9 protein-coding genes and 1 pseudogene are annotated in these 17,161 nt (G+C 66.9%); 7 read left to right on the top strand and 3 right to left on the bottom strand.

All coding sequences use genetic code 11. From position 1 onward, the window contains the following. Positions 1-3,510 (bottom strand): annotated as a pseudogene (locus tag ACPEH8_RS06590) (NAD-glutamate dehydrogenase); the annotation flags it as partial. Positions 3,511-3,854: 344 nt separating this feature from the next. Between ACPEH8_RS06590 and ACPEH8_RS06585 the strand changes: the two are divergent. From ACPEH8_RS06585 to ACPEH8_RS06575, 3 genes are read left to right on the top strand one after another with little or no spacing between them, the layout of a single operon-like run. Next, positions 3,855-4,514: a TetR/AcrR family transcriptional regulator gene (locus tag ACPEH8_RS06585; protein ID WP_136003385.1), complete on the top strand. Its 660-nt coding sequence runs from the start codon at positions 3,855-3,857 to the stop codon at positions 4,512-4,514. Then, positions 4,514-5,779 (top strand): efflux RND transporter periplasmic adaptor subunit, encoded by a 1,266-nt coding sequence (locus ACPEH8_RS06580; RefSeq protein WP_423666325.1) that lies wholly within the window; start codon positions 4,514-4,516, stop codon positions 5,777-5,779. The genes ACPEH8_RS06585 and ACPEH8_RS06580 overlap by 1 nt, the downstream gene beginning before the upstream one ends. Before the next feature lie 15 nt (positions 5,780-5,794). Next, positions 5,795-8,968 carry a multidrug efflux RND transporter permease subunit gene (locus tag ACPEH8_RS06575; protein WP_017356735.1) on the top strand — a complete coding sequence of 1,058 codons (3,174 nt, stop codon included), beginning with the start codon at positions 5,795-5,797 and terminating at the stop codon, positions 8,966-8,968. Positions 8,969-9,165: 197 nt separating this feature from the next. Here the strand turns inward: ACPEH8_RS06575 and ACPEH8_RS06570 are convergent, their stop codons facing one another. Further along, the gene (locus ACPEH8_RS06570) at positions 9,166-10,314 is read right to left on the bottom strand and encodes an acyl-CoA dehydrogenase family protein (RefSeq protein ID WP_017356734.1); all 1,149 of its coding nucleotides are present in this window, start codon (positions 10,312-10,314) and stop codon (positions 9,166-9,168) included. Between the two features lie 149 nt (positions 10,315-10,463). Here ACPEH8_RS06570 and ACPEH8_RS06565 point away from each other — a divergent pair, with 149 nt between their 5' ends. The 4 genes from ACPEH8_RS06565 to ACPEH8_RS06550 are packed head-to-tail and all read left to right on the top strand — an operon-like array spanning position 10,464 to position 16,421. After that, complete coding sequence (locus tag ACPEH8_RS06565) at positions 10,464-11,393, top strand: ArsR/SmtB family transcription factor (RefSeq protein ID WP_017356733.1); 930 nt, start codon at positions 10,464-10,466, stop codon at positions 11,391-11,393. Between the two features lie 9 nt (positions 11,394-11,402). After that, on the top strand, positions 11,403-12,479 hold the full coding sequence (locus ACPEH8_RS06560; RefSeq protein ID WP_153165383.1) for a homocysteine S-methyltransferase family protein: 1,077 nt from the start codon (positions 11,403-11,405) through the stop codon (positions 12,477-12,479). Further along, positions 12,476-15,160 carry a methionine synthase gene (gene metH, locus ACPEH8_RS06555; RefSeq protein WP_166473190.1) on the top strand — a complete coding sequence of 895 codons (2,685 nt, stop codon included), beginning with the start codon at positions 12,476-12,478 and terminating at the stop codon, positions 15,158-15,160. Before ACPEH8_RS06560 ends, metH begins: the two co-directional genes overlap by 4 nt. A gap of 58 nt (positions 15,161-15,218) precedes the next feature. Then, entirely contained in the window at positions 15,219-16,421 is a 1,203-nt protein-coding gene (locus ACPEH8_RS06550; protein WP_136003379.1) for an MFS transporter, read from the top strand. Between the two features lie 39 nt (positions 16,422-16,460). Here ACPEH8_RS06550 and ACPEH8_RS06545 read toward each other — a convergent pair whose 3' ends face one another. Then, the gene (locus ACPEH8_RS06545; protein ID WP_136003376.1) at positions 16,461-17,153 is read right to left on the bottom strand and encodes a DUF2058 domain-containing protein; all 693 of its coding nucleotides are present in this window, start codon (positions 17,151-17,153) and stop codon (positions 16,461-16,463) included. Positions 17,154-17,161: the final 8 nt, after the last annotated feature.

Here is a 17,161-nt window from a genome sequence, read left to right as displayed (position 1 = left end):
GATGCGGCCCAGCTGGGTCATGCCCAGGTTGCCACCCTCGCCCACCACCTTGCAGCGCAGCTCGCCACCGTTGACGCGCAGCGCGTTGTTGGCGCGGTCGCCGACATCGCTGTGCTGCTCGCTGGCCGCCTTGACGTAGGTACCGATGCCGCCGTTCCACAGCAGGTCCACCGGCGCCTTGAGGATGGCACTCATCAGGTCGTTGGGCGACAGTGCCTTGACGTTCTCGTCCAGGCCCAGCACCTCACGCACCTGCGGGGTGATCTCGATCGACTTCAGCGTGCGCGGGAAGACGCCGCCGCCCTTGCTGATCAGCTTGGCGTCGTAGTCGGCCCAGCTGGAACGCGGCACGGTGAACATGCGCTCGCGCTCGACGAACGACGTGGCCGCATCCGGATTCGGGTCCAGGAAGATGTGGCGGTGATCGAATGCCGCGACCAGGCGGATGTGACGCGAGAGCAGCATGCCGTTGCCGAACACGTCGCCGGACATGTCACCGACGCCGACGGCGGTGAAGTCCTGGCTCTGGCTGTCACGGCCCAGCGCGCGGAAGTGGCGCTTGACCGACTCCCATGCGCCACGCGCGGTGATGCCCATGCCCTTGTGGTCGTAGCCCACCGAACCACCGGAGGCGAACGCATCGCCCATCCAGAAGCCGTGCGCCACGGCCAGGCCGTTGGCGATGTCGGAGAACGTCGCGGTGCCCTTGTCGGCCGCCACCACCAGATACGGGTCGTCCATGTCGTGGCGGACCACGTCCACCGGCGGCACGATCTTGTTGTTGACGATGTTGTCGGTGATATCCAGCAGGCCCTGGATGAACAGCTTGTAGCAGGCCACGCCGTTGGCGAAGACCGCATCGCGGTCGCCGTTCACCGGCGGCATCTTGGCGAAGAAGCCACCCTGCGCGCCGACCGGCACGATTACGGTGTTCTTGACCATCTGCGCCTTGACCAGGCCCAGCACTTCGGTACGGAAGTCTTCGCGACGGTCCGACCAGCGCAGGCCGCCACGGGCAACCGCGCCGAAGCGCAGGTGGGTACCTTCCACGCGCGGGCCGTACACGAAGATCTCGCGGTACGGGCGCGGCTTGGGCAGGTCCGGCACCAGTGCCGAATCGAACTTGAAGCTGATGACGTGACCCGGACGGCCTTCGGCATCGGTCTGGTAGTAGCTGGTGCGCAGGGTCGCGTCGATCACGCCCATGAAGCTGCGCAGGATGCGGTCTTCATCCAGGCTGGACACGCGGTCCATCAGCTTGAGCAGCGCATCGCGCGCGGCATCCATCTGCACCTTGCGGTCGCCCTTGCGGGCGTCGACCACGGTCTTGAGCACCTTCAGGGTAGCCTCGTCGCCGCCGGCCAGCACGGTCAGGTGCGCGCGCAGCTGGGCCTGGCCCTCGGCGATTTCGTCCTTGCTCTCGTTGCCGGTGGCCGGATCGAAGCGGGCTTCGAACAGCTCCACCAGCAGGCGTGCCAGCAGCGGGTAACGGGTGAAGGTGCCTTCCACGTAGGCCTGCGAGAACGGCACGCCGGTCTGCAGCAGGTACTTGCAGTAGCCACGCAGCATGGCGACCTGGCGCCAGTGCAGGCCGGCGGCGAGCACCAGGCGGTTGAAGCCGTCGTTCTCGGCATCGCCGTGCCAGACGCGGGCGAAGGTTTCACCGAAAGCGGCATCGACGCTCGATGCGTCGATCGCACCGGCCACCGATTCCACTTCGAAGTCCTGCACGTACACCGGGGCGTTGTCGACCGTCAGACGGTACGGACGCTCGGCGATCACGCGCAGGCCCATGTTCTCCATCATCGGCAGCGCATCGGACAGCGGAATGTCGTCCAGCTGGCGATACAGCTTCAGGCGCAGCCCGTCGCCGCCATCGCGCTGCACGGCCTGCAGGCTCAGGCGCAGGTCGTCCGGGCCGGTCAACGCGTCAAGCTGGCTGACGTCGTTGGCGGCGATCTCGGTGCTCGAGTCTTCGATGTAGCCGGCCGGCAGCGCCTTGCCGATGCGGGCGGCAATGCGCAGGCCTTCGCTTTCGCCGTGGCGCGCCACCAGCGCTTCGCGCAGGTCGTCCTGCCAGTTGCGCAGCACCTGGGCCAGCTTCTGCTCCAGCGCGCTGGTGTCCACTTCCAGGGTCTGGCCGGCCTTCGGACGCACGATCAGGTGCACCTGGGCCAGAGGCGACTCACCGAGGACCACCGAGCTGTCCACGTACTCGCCCTGCAGGGCGTCCTTGAGCATCGCCTCGATGCGCAGGCGCACGTCGGTGTTGAAGCGTTCGCGCGGCAGGTACACCAGCGCGGAGATGAAACGGCTGTACTTGTCGCGGCGCAGGAACAGGCGGCTGCGCACGCGCTCCTGCAGGCCCAGCACGCCCATCGCGGTGCGGAACAGTTCGTCCTCGCTGGACTGGAACAGTTCTTCGCGGGGCAGCGTCTCCAGGATGTGGCGCAGCGCCTTGCCGCTGTGGCTGGCCGGCGCCAGGCCGGACTGCGTCATCACATACTCATGGCGCTGGCGCACCAGCGGGATTTCCCACGGGCGGCGGTTGTAGGCGCTGGAGGTGAACAGGCCAAGGAAGCGCTGTTCGCCGATGATCTTGCCCTTGGCGTCGAATTCCAGCACGCCGATGTAATCCATGTAGCCGGAGCGATGCACGCGCGAACGGGCATTGGTCTTGGTCAGGATCAGCGCGTCCTTCAGCCCGGTGGTGGCGTTGAGGCCCTGCGCGGCCAGCGTCTTGACCGGACGGGCGGCGGACTTGTCCTTGCCGCGCATCAGGCCCAGGCCGGTATCGTTGAGCGGTGCGAGGACCTCTTCCTTGCCCTGCTTCTCGACGCGGTATTCGCGGTAGCCGAAGAAGGTGAAGTGGTTCTCGGCCGCCCAGCGCAGGAATTCCTGGGCTTCGGCGCGCGAGGCGGCGTCGACCGGCAGCTGGCGGGTACCCAGGTCGTCGGCCAGGGCCAGCGCCTTGGTGCGCATGGCATCCCAGTCGCGGACGATGGCACGCACCTCGTCCAGCGCCTTGATGATGGCCTGCTCGACATCGCTCATGGCGTCGGCCGGCTGGCGGTCGATCTCCAGCAGCATCACCGACTCGGCGGTGCCATCGCTGACCGCGGTGAGCTTGCCGGCCTTGTCGCGGGCGAAGCGGATCACCGGATGGCCCAGCACATGCACGCCGATGCCGTGCTCGGCCAGCGACATCGTCACCGTGTCGACCAGGAACGGCATGTCGTCATTGACGATCTGCAGCACGGTGTGCGCCGACTCCCAGCCATTGGCCTTCAGGGTCGGGTTGAACACGCGCACGTTGGCCTTGCCCGGCTTGCGGACGCGGGCGAATTCCAGCGTGTCCGCTGCCAGTGCGGCCCACTCCTCAGCGGTGTGGTGCGGGAACTCGTCCGCCTCCATGCGCTTGTAGAAGTCGGCGGCAAAAGCCACTGCCTCGGCCTGCCCGGCCGACGGGTAGCGCTTGCGCAAGGCCGTGTACACCGGCTCCAGCGAGAAGCCCACTGGCGAAACAGTCTGCGTATCGGCTGGTTTGGATTTGTTTTTCACGGTCTTGGCTGCTGGTTTTTGCGGTTTCATGGCAGAGCGGTGCGTGTTGCTCAGTTGGGAAAATGAAATTGTAGGCCTACCGCACAGAAATACCTTGCTGCAGGACGGAATAAGGCAATTCGGGTTGGGTGGCGTTTACATCGCGCCGGTCGATCCGCACGCGTACGGGGGCACGCGGCGGAGCGCCACGCAACGCAGCATCGGCCACATGTGTGGCAACTTGACGTGCGGCATCCAACCGCGCGCGAATACAAGGCTTCTCCAATTCTGAACTGGACGGTATAGTCCACCGCGTGAATCCCCCACACCCCGCCGCCAGCCCCCTGGATGCGCGCGACCAGCGCGTGTTCGATGCCGTGCGCGACCTGTTCGCCACCCAGGGCATGCAGATCAGCATGGACGCGGTGGCCCAGCATGCGGGCTGCTCCAAGCAGACCCTCTACAGCCGCTATGGCAGCAAGCAGGAATTGTTGCGCCGGGTGATGCAACGGCATGTCAGCCGCGCCACCGCCGGGCTGCACAGCCTGGACCAGGGCGACCTGCGCGGCAGCCTGCTGCAGTTCGCCAGCGACTACCTGGAGCACACCCACCAGCCGCACGTGGCCCAGGCCCGCCGGCTGATCGCCGCCGAGTCGGCCCGGTTTCCGGAGGAGGCCGGGGCCCTGTATCGCGATGGTGCGGGGGCGCTGCACCTTCACGTGGCTGAATGGATACAGGCGCGCAGCGCCCTCGGCCAGCTCAGGCATGACGACCCGCACTTCATGGCCGAACTGCTACTAAGCATGATCGCCGGCCTGGACGTCGAGAAGCAGCGTTTCCATACCCCCCACCGCGTCGACGCCGCCGAGCGCCGTCGCTGGGCAGAATTCTCCGTCGACAGCTTCCTGCGCGCGTTCGCCGTGCCGGAAACCGCCACGGCTCCGTATTCAAACCAACACCGGAGTTTCTCCTGATGATCGCCCCACTCCGCACCCTTGCCCTGACGTGCGCAGTCGCTGTCGCACTGACCGCCTGCAAGAAGCCAGAGCAGCAGATGCCCCCGCCGCCGGAAGTGGGCGTGATCGATGCCAAGCCGCAGACGCTGCCGCTGCAGCGTGAGCTGGTCGGCCGCCTGTCGCCGTACCGCAGCGCCGATGTCCGCGCCCGCGTGCCCGGCGTGCTGCTCAAGCGCGTCTACCAGGAAGGCGCCGACGTCAAGCAGGGCCAGGTGCTGTTCCTGATCGACCCGGCTCCGCTGCGCGCCTCGTTGAACGCCTCGCAGGCCGAGCTGGCCTCGGCGCAGGCTACTTACGCCAACGCCAAAGCCGCCGCCAACCGCGCCCGCTCGCTGGCCCCGCAGAAGTTCGTGTCGCGCTCGGACCTGGACTCGGCCGAAGCGGCCGAACGCACCGCCGCCGCCGCCGTACAGCAGGCCCAGGCCGCCCTGACCAGCGCGAAGATCAACCTCGGCTACGCCGAAGTGACCGCACCGATCAGCGGCCGCGCCGGCAAGCAGCAGGTCACCGAAGGCGCGCTGGTCGGCCAGGGCGACGTGACCCTGCTGACCACCGTGGACCAGCTCGACCCGCTCTATGTGAACTTCTCGATGAGCGTGGACGAGCTCACCCAGATGCGTGCGGCGCAGGCCAAGGGCCAGCTGGCCCTGAGCGGCGATGGCAAATCGACCGTGCAGGTCAAGCTCGCCGACGGCACCGTCTATGACCAGCCGGGCACGCTGGACTTCTCCTCGACCACCGTCGACCCGGCCACCGGCGCGGTGTCGCTGCGCGCGGTCCTGCCCAACCCGCAGCAGATTCTGCTGCCGGGCGCCTTCGTCAGCTTCCAGGCCACCCTGGGCGAGCGCAACAACGCGTTCCTGGTGCCGCTGCAGGCCCTGCAGCGCGATACCACCGGCGGCTACGTGCTGGTGGTGGGCAAGGACGGCAAGGTCGCCCGCAAGAACGTCAAGAGCGAAGGCCAGCAGGGCGGCAACTGGCTGGTCAGCGGCGGTCTGGAAGCCGGTGACAAGGTGATCGTTGCCGGCGTGCAGAAGGTCAAGGAAGGCGCGCCCGCCACGGCCAAGCCGTGGGATCCGGCCAGCGCCAACGCCAATGGCCAAGCCCCGGCTGCTGCCGGTGCCGCACCGGCGGCGGCCAAGCCCGATGCTGCCGCCCCGCCGGCCGATGCGCCCGCCGACAAGGCCGACGCGGCCCCTGCCGCCGAACCGAACAAGCGATAACGGGAACCGTCCGTCATGCCTAAATTTTTCATTGAACACCCGGTATTCGCCTGGGTGGTCGCGATCCTGATCTCGCTCTCGGGCGTGATCTCGATCCTCGGTCTGGGCGTGGAGTCCTACCCGAGCATCGCACCGCCCCAGGTGACGGTGAGCGCCACCTACCCCGGCGCCAGCGCCGACACCACCGAAAAATCGGTCACCCAGGTGATCGAGCAGCAGCTGACCGGTATCGACCACCTGCTGTATTTCAGCTCGTCCTCGGCCTCCAATGGCCGTGCCTCGATCACCCTGACCTTCGAGACCGGCACCGATCCGGACATCGCCCAGGTGCAGGTGCAGAACAAGGTGTCGCTGGCCACCCCGCGCCTGCCCACCGAAGTGACCCAGCAGGGCGTGGTGGTGGCCAAGGCCAACGCAGGCTTCCTGATGGTGGTCGCCCTGCAGTCGGACAGCGCCTCGATCGACCGTGACGCGCTCAACGACATCGTCGGTTCGCGTGTGCTCGACCAGATCTCGCGCATTCCCGGCGTCGGCAGCACCCAGCAGTTCGGTTCCGAGTACGCCATGAACATCTGGCTCAATCCGGAGAAGATGCAGGGCTATGGCCTGTCGGCCACCCAGGTGCTGGCCGCGATCAAGGACCAGAACGTGCAGTTCGCGGCTGGTTCGCTGGGCTCGGATCCGTCGCCGGAAGGCCACTACTTCACGGCCACCGTGTCGGCCGAAGGCCGCTTCAGCTCGCCCGACGAGTTCGAGAACATCATCCTGCGCGCCAATACCGACGGTTCGCGGGTGATGCTCAAGGACGTGGCCCGGATCGCCTTCGGCGCCAACAACTACGGCTTTGATACCCAGTACAACGGCAAGCCGACCGGTGCTTTCGCGATCCAGCTGCTGCCTGGCGCCAATGCCCTGAACGTGGCCAACGCGGTCACCGCCAAGATGGATGAGCTGTCCCCCAGCTTCCCGGCGGGCGTGAGCTGGTTCTCGCCGTACGACAGCACCACCTTCGTCAAGATCTCGATCGAGGAAGTGGTCAAGACCCTGATCGAAGCAGTGGCACTGGTGTTCCTGGTGATGCTGATCTTCCTGCAGAACTTCCGTGCCACGCTGATCCCGACCCTGGTCATTCCGGTGGCCCTGCTCGGCACCTTCCTGGGCATGAGCATCATCGGCTTCACCATCAACCAGCTGACCCTGTTTGCGATGGTGCTGGCGATCGGCATCGTGGTCGATGACGCCATCGTGGTCATCGAGAACGTCGAGCGCATCATGACCGAGGAGAAGCTGCCGCCCAAGGCCGCCACCCAGAAGGCCATGACCCAGATCACCGGCGCGGTGGTGGCCATCACCGTGGTGCTGGCGGCGGTGTTCATTCCCTCGGCCCTGCAGGGCGGTGCGGCCGGTGAGATCTACAAGCAGTTCGCGCTGACCATCGCCATCGCGATGGGCTTCTCCGCGTTCCTGGCGCTGGGCTTCACCCCGGCCCTGTGCGCGACCTTCCTCAAGCCGACCCACAGCGACAAGCCGAACATCGTCTACCGCACGTTCAACAAGTACTACGACCGGATCAGTGGCACCTACGTGGGCCACATCACCTCGGCGGTACGCCATGCGCCGCGCTGGATGATCCTGTTCGTGGTTCTGACCGTGCTGTGCGGCTTCCTGTTCACGCGCATGCCGGGCAGCTTCCTGCCCGAGGAAGACCAGGGCTACGCGCTGGCGATCGTGCAGCTGCCGCCGGGTTCGACCAAGGCCCAGACCAACCAGGCCTTCGCGCAGATGCGTGGCGTGCTCAAGGACCAGGAAGGGTTCGAGGGCATGCTGCAGGTGGCCGGTTTCAGCTTCGTCGGTTCCGGCGAAAACGTCGGCATGGGCTTCATCCGCCTCAAGCCGTGGGACGAGCGCAAGGTCACCGTGCCCGAGTTCATCCAGAACATGAACGGCGCCTTCTACGGCATCAAGGAGGCACAGATCTTCGTGGTCAACCTGCCCACCGTGCAGGGTCTGGGCCAGTTCGGCGGCTTTGACATGTGGCTGCAGGATCGCGGTGGTGCGGGCTATGAGCAGCTGACGCAGGCACGCAACATCCTGCTGGGCAAGGCGGCACAGGAGAGCGACCTGCTCACCGGCGTGCGTCCCAACGGCCTGGAAAACGCCCCGCAGCTGCAGTTGCACGTGGACCGCGTGCAGGCGCAGACGATGGGCCTGTCGGTGTCGGACGTGTACAGCACCATCCAGCTGATGCTGGCCCCGGTGTACGTCAACGACTTCTTCTACGAAGGCCGCATCAAGCGCGTGACCATGCAGGCCGACGGCCCGTATCGCACCGGTGCCGAGTCGCTCAACAGCTTCTACACGCCCAGCAGCCTGCAGACCAACGCAGACGGCACCCCGGCGATGATTCCGTTGAGCACCGTGGTGAAGTCCGAGTGGATGTCCGCTCCGCCGTCGCTGAGCCGCTACAACGGCTACTCGGCGGTGAACATCGTCGGTTCGCAGGCACCCGGACGCAGCTCGGGTGAGGCGATGCAGGCGATGGAACGGATCGTCAGCGACGACCTGCCGGCGGGCTTCGGCTACGACTGGTCGGGCATGAGCTACCAGGAAATCCTGGCCGGCAACGCGGCGACCCTGCTGCTGGTGCTGTCCATCGTGGTGGTGTTCCTGTGCCTGGCCGCGCTGTATGAGAGCTGGTCGATCCCGGTGGCGGTGCTGCTGGTGGTGCCGTTGGGCGTGCTCGGCGCGCTGGCGTTCTCGCTGGCCCGGGGCCTGCCCAACGATCTTTACTTCAAGATCGGCCTGATCACCGTGATCGGTCTGGCGGCCAAGAACGCCATCCTGATCGTGGAGTTCGCGGTGGAGCAGCGTGCAGCGGGCAAGACCCTGCGCGAGGCCACCATCGAGGCCTCGCGCCTGCGCTTCCGCCCGATCCTGATGACCTCCTTCGCCTTCATCCTGGGCGTGGTGCCGATGGCCATCTCCACCGGTGCAGGCGCCAACGCCCGCCACGCCATCGGTACCGGCGTGATCGGCGGCATGGTGTTTGCCACCTTCCTGGGCCTTCTGATGATCCCGGTGTTCTTCATCGTGGTCCGCCGGATGCTGGGCGACAAGCTGGACGAGCCCTCCAGGGAGTTCGTCGAGCGCCAGAGCGAAGCCAACGCGGCCCACCGTCCGGATCGTTGATCCGGTTGATGGAACGTTGAACTGAAAAGCCCCGGAGCGATCCGGGGCTTTTTCATGGGCGCTGGTCCGTGCAGTTGCGGCCAGCCTCGTAGAGCCGGGCTCTGCCCGGCCCTACGGGATCCGTGATTCCATGACGGTGCCGAAAACAATCGGGGCCCACGAAGGGCCCCGGGTGTGTGCCTCGAGTGAACCGCGGCTCAGCGCAGGCCGGTCTCGTTGCGGGCGATGACCAGGCGCTGGATCTCCGAGGTACCTTCGTAGATCTCGGTGATCTTGGCATCACGGAAGTAACGCTCCAGGGGCATTTCCTTGGAGTAGCCCATGCCGCCGTGGATCTGCACCGCCTGGTGGGTGATCCACATCGCCGCTTCCGAAGCGGTCAGCTTGGCGATGGCTGCTTCATTGCTGAAGCGCTTGCCCTGGCCCTTCACCCATGCCGCGCGCAGGGTCAGCAGCAGCGCTGCGTCCAGCTTGCACTTCATGTCGGCGATCTTGGCCTGGGTCATCTGGAACGTGCCGATGGCCGCGCCGAACGCCTTGCGGTCCCTTACGTACTCCAGCGTTGCCTCGTAGGCGGCGCGGGCAATGCCGATGGCCTGCGAGGCGATGCCGATGCGGCCGGCGTCGAGCACGCCCATCGCGATCTTGAAGCCTTCGCCTTCCTTGCCCACCACGTCATCGGCAGCGGCCACATAATCCTGGAACTCGATCTCGCAGGTAGCCGACGCACGGATGCCGAGCTTCGGCTCGGTCTTGCCGCGGTGGAAGCCCGGCTTGTCGGTGTCGATCATGAACGCAGTGATGCCACGCGCGCCCTGGTCCGGGTCGGTCATGGCGAACAGCACGATGTACTTGGCCACCGGGCCGGAGGTGATCCAGCTCTTCTTGCCGTTGATGACGAAGGTGCCGTCGGCCTGTTTGACCGCGCGGCACCGCATCGCGGTGGCATCCGACCCGGACTGCGGCTCGGTCAGCGCGAACGCGCCGATGGCCTCGCCCTCGGCGATGGCGCGCACATAGGTCTGCTTCTGCGCTTCGCTGCCGTGGGTGAGGATGCCGTTGCAGAACAGCGAGTTGTTGACCGACATGATGGTCGAATGCGCGGCGTCACCGGCGGCGACCTCCACCATCGCCAGCACGTACGCGATCGGGTCCATGCCGGCGCCGCCGTATTCGGCGGGCACTTCGATGCCCATCAGGCCGTTCTCGCCGAGCAGGCGGATGTTCTCCAGCGGGAACTCGCCGGTCCGGTCGTGATGCTCCGCGCTGGGAGCGATTTTTTCCTGCGCGATGCGACGCGCGACGTCCTGCAGCATCAACTGCTCTTCAGTAAAGCTGAAATCCACAACACCCTCCCGGGAACATGGCGAAATGGGCTGCGGAATGCGCAGCCCAAGGTCGGGCGATTGTACCGAGCGACAGTGATTCCGGGCTGACTTGACCCCGCACAGGGCAAGGGACGAAAATATCTCTATATCGCGATAGGTAGATATTCATGGATCTCGAGGATTGGTCTGTCCGGCTGAAGGTGTTCGCCGACGCCACCCGCGTGCGCCTGCTGGCGCTGCTGGAACAGGAAGAACTGACCGTGGCCGAGCTGTCGGCCATCACCACGCTGGCGCAGCCACGCGTGTCCACCCACCTGGCGCGGCTCAAAGAAGCCGGGCTGGTGCGCGACCGGCGTTCCGGCGTGTCGGCGTATTACCGCTTCGACGACGCCGCCCTGGACCCGGCGCAGCGCGCATTGTGGCATGCCCTGAGCACCGGCAGCGACGATCCGCTGCTGCGTCAGGATGCTGAACGCGTGGCCAGCGTTCTGGCCAGCCGCGCCGCCGACCAGAACTGGGCCGACAGCGTGGCCGGTGACATGGAGCGCCACTATTCCCCCGGGCGTACCTGGGAGGCGCTGGCGCGCACCGCGCTGCCGCTGCTGGAAACCGGCGATGTGCTCGACATCGCCTCCGGCGACGGCGTGCTGGCCGAACTGGTGGCCCCGCACGCCAAGCGCTATGTCTGCATCGACACCAGTGCGCGCGTGGTGGCCGCGGCCAGCGAACGCCTGCGCCGGCTGGCCAACGTGGAGGTGCGCGAGGGCGACATGCACGCCCTGCCCTTCAAGGACCGCACGTTTGATCTGGTGGTGCTGATGCACGCGCTGACCTATGCCGCCAAACCGGCCCAGGCCGTGGCCGAGGGCGCGCGCGTCCTGCGCTCCGGCGGCCGCCTGCTGCTGTGCAGTCTGGCGCGGCATGAGCACCGGGCCGCAGTGGATGCCTACGGCCACGTCAACCTGGGTTTCAGCGACAAGGAACTGCGCAGATTCGTGGAGAAGGCCGGACTGGTCGTCTCCAGCCTGGAAACGGTGACCCGCGAGAAGCGCCCGCCCCATTTCGAAGTCATCTCGCTGATCGCCAGCAAACCCTGAGCTCCCTCGATGTCTTCCCTGCCCTGGCTGTATCCCGACCGTGTGCACGCGCTTGAACAGGCGCTGGCGCAGCGCATCCTGATCATCGATGGCGCAATGGGCACGATGATCCAGCGCCACGGGCTGGACGAAGACGACTACCGCGGCGAACGCTTCGCCGCAGGCTACGACCACCTGCACGGGGCCGGCTGCGCGCATGGCGAGGCGACGCCGCAGGGCCACGACCTGAAAGGCAACAACGACCTCCTGCTGCTGACCCGGCCCGAGGTCATCGCCGGTATCCACACCGCCTACCTGGAAGCCGGCGCCGACCTGGTCGAAACAAACACGTTCAACGCAACCGCGATCAGCCAGGCCGACTACCACCTGGAGCATCTGGTCTACGAACTCAACAAGGCCGGCGCGCAGGTCGCCCGCGCATGCTGCGACGCGGTGGCCGCCACCACGCCGGGCAAGCCGCGCTTCGTGATCGGCGTGCTCGGCCCGACCAGCCGCACCGCCTCGATCAGCCCGGACGTCAACGATCCCGGGTTCCGCAACACCAGCTTCGATGCCCTGCGCGAGACCTACCGCGACGCCATCGAGGGCCTCATCGACGGCGGCGCCGATACCCTCATGGTGGAGACGATCTTCGACACCCTCAACGCCAAGGCGGCGCTGTACGCGATCGAAGAAGTGTTCGATGCCCGCGGCGGGCGGCTGCCGATCATGATTTCGGGCACCATCACCGATGCCTCCGGGCGCACCCTGTCCGGGCAGACCGCCGAAGCCTTCTACGCCTCGGTGGCGCACAGCCGCCCGTTGTCGGTCGGCCTGAACTGCGCGCTCGGCGCCAGCGACATGCGCCCGCACGTGGAGACCCTTGCCACCGTGGCCGACTGCCTGATCAGCGCGCATCCCAACGCCGGGCTGCCCAATGCCTTCGGCGAGTACGACGAAACTCCCGAGGAAATGGCCACCACCCTGCGCGAGTTCGCCAGTGCCGGGCTGCTCAACCTCGTCGGCGGATGCTGCGGCACCTCGCCGGCGCACATCCGGGCGATCGCCGAGGCCGTGGCCGACCTGCCGCCGCGTGCACGCCCATGACCGCATCCCCCTGCACGCGCCTGTCCGGCCTGGAGCCGCTGGTCATCACCCCGGACCTGCTGTTCGTCAACATCGGCGAGCGCACCAACGTCACCGGCAGCGCGCAGTTCCGCAAGCTGGTCAAGGAAGAGCGCTACGAGGAAGCGGTGGACGTGGCGCGCCAGCAGGTCGCCAACGGCGCGCAGATCCTCGACGTCAACATGGACGAAGGCCTGATCGATTCCGAGAAGGCGATGACGCGCTATCTCAACCTGATCATGTCCGAGCCGGACATCGCCCGCATTCCGGTGATGGTCGACTCCTCCAAGTGGAGCGTGATCGAGGCCGGGCTGAAGTGCCTGCAGGGCAAGAGCGTGGTCAACTCGATCTCGCTCAAGGAAGGCCAGGCGCAGTTCGTGGAGCACGCGCGCAAGGTGCTGCGCTACGGCGCCGCCGCCGTGGTGATGGCCTTCGACGAGGACGGCCAGGCCGATACCTGCGCGCGCAAGGTCGAGATCTGCACGCGCGCCTACCGCATCCTGGTGGATGAGGTCGGCTTCCCGCCGCAGGACATCATCTTCGATCCGAACATCTTCGCCGTCGCCACCGGCATCGAAGAGCACGACAACTATGCGGTCGACTTCATCGAAGCCACCCGCATCATCAAACGCACGCTGCCGCACTGCCATGTGTCCGGCGGCGTGTCCAACGTGTCGTTCTCCTTCCGCGGCAACGAAACGGTCCGGCAGGCGATCCACTCGGTGTTCCTGTACCACGCGATCGCGGCGGGCATGGACATGGGCATCGTCAACGCCGGTGCCATGCCGATCTACGACGAGCTGGACCCGGAACTGCGCGAACGCGTCGAGGACGTGATCCTCAACCGCCGCCGCGATGGCACCGAACGCCTGCTGGAGATCGCCGAGCGCTACAAGGGCAGGAAGGGCGAGGTCAAGGGTGAAGACCTGGCCTGGCGCACCAAGCCGATCGATGCCCGCCTGGCGCACGCGCTGGTGCATGGTCTGGATGCGTGGGTGGAAGCCGATACCGAAGAAGCGCGGCTCCGCTCCAGCCGCCCGCTGGACGTGATCGAAGGGCCGCTGATGGACGGCATGAATGTGGTCGGCGACCTGTTCGGTGCCGGCAAGATGTTCCTGCCGCAGGTGGTCAAGTCCGCACGCGTGATGAAGAAGGCGGTGGCCTACCTGCTGCCTTTCATCGAGGCCGAGAAGGCGCGCAGTGGCGACACCGCCAGGAGCAACGGCAAGATCATCATGGCCACGGTCAAGGGAGATGTGCACGACATCGGCAAGAACATCGTCGGCGTGGTCCTGGCCTGCAACAATTTCGAGGTGATCGACCTGGGCGTGATGGTGCCCGCGCAGAAGATTCTCGACGCCGCCCGCGCCGAGAACGCCGACATCATCGGGCTGTCCGGGCTGATCACCCCTTCGCTGGAAGAGATGAGCCACGTGGCGCGCGAAATGGAGCGACAGGGCTTCACCCTGCCGCTGATGATCGGTGGCGCCACCACCTCTCGCGCGCACACCGCACTGAAGATCGACCCGCACTACAACGCGCCCACGGTGTGGGTGAAGGATGCCTCGCGCGCGGTCGGCGTGGCCCAGTCGCTGATCTCCAGCGAACTGCGCGACGCCTTCGTGGCCGCCAACGAGGCCGACTACGCCGACATCCGCCAGCGCCATCGCAACCGCGGCGACGCCAAGCGGCTGGTGACCCTGGCCAGGGCGCGTGCGCAGCGCTTCGACGGCGGCTGGGCGACCTACGTGCCGCCTGCCCCGCGCCGGCCCGGCCTGCACGTGCTCGACGACTACCCGCTCGCCGACCTGGTCGAGGTGATCGACTGGACGCCGTTCTTCCAGGCCTGGGAACTGGCGGGCAAGTTCCCGGCGATCCTCACCGACGAGATCGTCGGCACCCAGGCCAGCGAGCTCTACCGCGATGCCCGCGCGATGCTGGACCGCATCGTCGGCGAGAAGTGGCTGACCGCCAAGGCCGTGTTCGGGCTTTGGCCGGCCAACAGCGTCGGCGACGACGTGCACCTGACCACCGACGACGGACCGGCGGTGCTGCACTTCCTGCGCCAGCAGGTGGACAAGCCGGTGGAACGGCCGGACTTCTGCCTGGCCGATTTCATCGCGCCGGCCGACAGCGGCAGACAGGACTGGATCGGCGCCTTCGCCGTCACCGCCGGGATCGGCATCGACCCGCACGTGGCCCGTTTCGAGGCCGACCACGACGATTACAACGCGATCCTGCTCAAGGCGCTGGCCGACCGTCTCGCCGAGGCGCTGGCCGAGCGCCTGCACCAGCACGTGCGCACCGACTACTGGGGCTACCAACCGGAAGAGCAGCTGGACAACGAGGCGTTGATCGCCGAGAAGTACAGCGGCATCCGCCCCGCCCCCGGCTACCCGGCCTGCCCCGAGCACAGCGAAAAGGCCACGCTGTTCCGGCTGCTGGACGCCGGGCGACATGCCGACATGCAGCTCACCGAGAGCTTCGCCATGCTGCCGACCGCGGCGGTGTCGGGCTACTACTTCAGCCATCCGCAGAGCCAGTACTTCGTGGTCGGGCGGGTGAGCCGCGAACAGGTGGTCGACTACGCCAGGCGCAAAGGCGTGGACCGCGCGCAGGCCGAGCGCTGGCTGGCTTCGAATCTGGACTACGATCCGGAGTGAGCACCGCCACGTCGACGATGCAGCTGTCCAACAGACGGCTCTACCCCGGTTCATCAGCATGACGCTCTCCCCCCGCGACCCCGTCCCGGTCACCCGACTGTCCAGCTTCTATCTCTTCTACTACGCCGCCCTGGGTGCGTTCACCCCGTACTGGTCGCTGTTCCTGACCGCGCGCGGGATGAGCGTGACGGCGATCAGCGTGATGATGGGCATCTGGTATGCCACGCGCATCGTGGCGCCCACGACCTGGACCTCGATCGCCGCGGCGTCATCCCGCCCGATCCGCTGGCTGCGGGTGGGAACCGTGCTGACCCTGATCACCTTCTGCGCGTTCCTGCTGCCCTTGCCTGAGCCGTGGATGTATCCGGCGATGGTGGTGTTCTGCTTCTTCTACAACGCCGTGATGCCACAGTTCGAGTCGATCACGCTCACCCACCTCGGCAATGACAGCCACCGCTACGGGCTGATCCGGGTCTGGGGTTCGCTCGGATTCATCGCCGTGGTGATGGGATTTGGCTGGCTGATCGACGGCAACGGTGGCCCCGGCCATGCGCACCTGCTGCCGTGGATGATGCTGCCGCTGTTCGCGCTGCTGGTGGTGTCGGCGTTCGCCAACGACTACGCGCGCGATCTCCATCGGGCCCACGGTGATGCCAGCGGCTTCTGGCAGATCGTGCGCAAGCCACAGGTACTGGCGTTCTTTGTGGCCGCCTTCATGGAACAGCTGTCGTTCGGCCCGTACTACACGTTCTTCTCGGTCTACATGGACCACCACGGCTACGCGACCTCGACGCTGGGGCTGCTGTGGACGGTCGGGGTGGTGTTCGAGGTGGGCGTGTTCTTCACCATCGGCCGCTTTTTCCGCCGCTTCGACGCGAGCTGGATGCTGCTGATCGCGTTGGTGAGCTCCACGCTGCGCTGGGCGGCGACCGCACTGTACCCGGAAAATCTGCCGGTGATGCTGGTGGCGCAGAGCGCGCACGCGCTTGGATTCGCTGCGTTCTTCGCCGCGGCGATGCAGATGCTGGCAACGTACTTCCCCGGCCGGCTCAACGGCCACGGCCAGGGCCTGCTGTATGGCTTTTCGTCGGGTGTGGGCGGCGTGCTGGGCGCACTGATCGCCGGTCAGCTGTGGACCATCGACCAGGGGCGTACCGCGTTCCTGGCGGGCAGCGGCTTCGCCCTGGCGGGCGCACTGCTGTGCTTCTTCGCGATCAGCCTGCCGCTGCTGCGCGCCGCGCGCCGGCGCCACGCCTCATGAGGGCGGCAGCACGACCCACGGTCGTGCTGCCCCGCGCCTTCACCAGACCAGGTCGTCAGGCACCTGATAGGCCGGGTCGGCGTACGGATCTTCTTCCACGGTGGCGTTGGGATCCACCCGCAGCGCCACCGACGGGGCGAACACCGCTTCGGCCTCGTCAAGCACCGCCGAGGTGACCAGCAGGTAACGCCCGTTCTGCTGCAGCACGCCAAGCTCACCGGCGTTGAGCGCCTTGAGCTGGTCGGCGGTGACATAGATGCGCTTGATCTTGCCGCCGTACGGGAAGTGGCGGGCGATGTCCGCCGCCTCGGCGTTGAGCGCCTTGCCTTCCAGCAGCACGTCGAGCTTGGCCTTGGCCTCGCGGCGCAGGCGCGCCTCTTCCTGCTTGAGGCGCTCGGCCTCGATGCGGTCGTCCTTTTCTTTCTGCGCACGGATCGCATACGCCTTGGCGAGGTCGATGTCCTCGCGGGTGCGCGGCGCGCCGTGACCGCCCTGCGGCGGACGGCCACCGGGCGCACGGCCCTTGCCCTGCGGACGGCGGTCGCCGTCGCGCGCGGGGCGCTGGCCTTCGCCGGGCTTGCCGGCAGGACGCGCGCCCTGCGGACGGTTGCCCGGACGGCCATCGCGGCGCGCCTCCGGCTTCCGGTCCGGCTTGCGCTCGGCGGTACGTTCGGGTTTGGGCGCGGCTTTGAAGCCCAGGCCCAGCAGCTGGTCGCGGAGGGTATCGCTCATGACGTCAG

Source organism: Stenotrophomonas sp. NPDC077461, assembly GCF_049545475.1.
Taxonomy (GTDB): domain Bacteria; phylum Pseudomonadota; class Gammaproteobacteria; order Xanthomonadales; family Xanthomonadaceae; genus Stenotrophomonas; species Stenotrophomonas nematodicola.
Note: the sequence above shows the minus strand (reverse complement) of the source record. Positions and strands in the feature narration are given on the sequence as shown.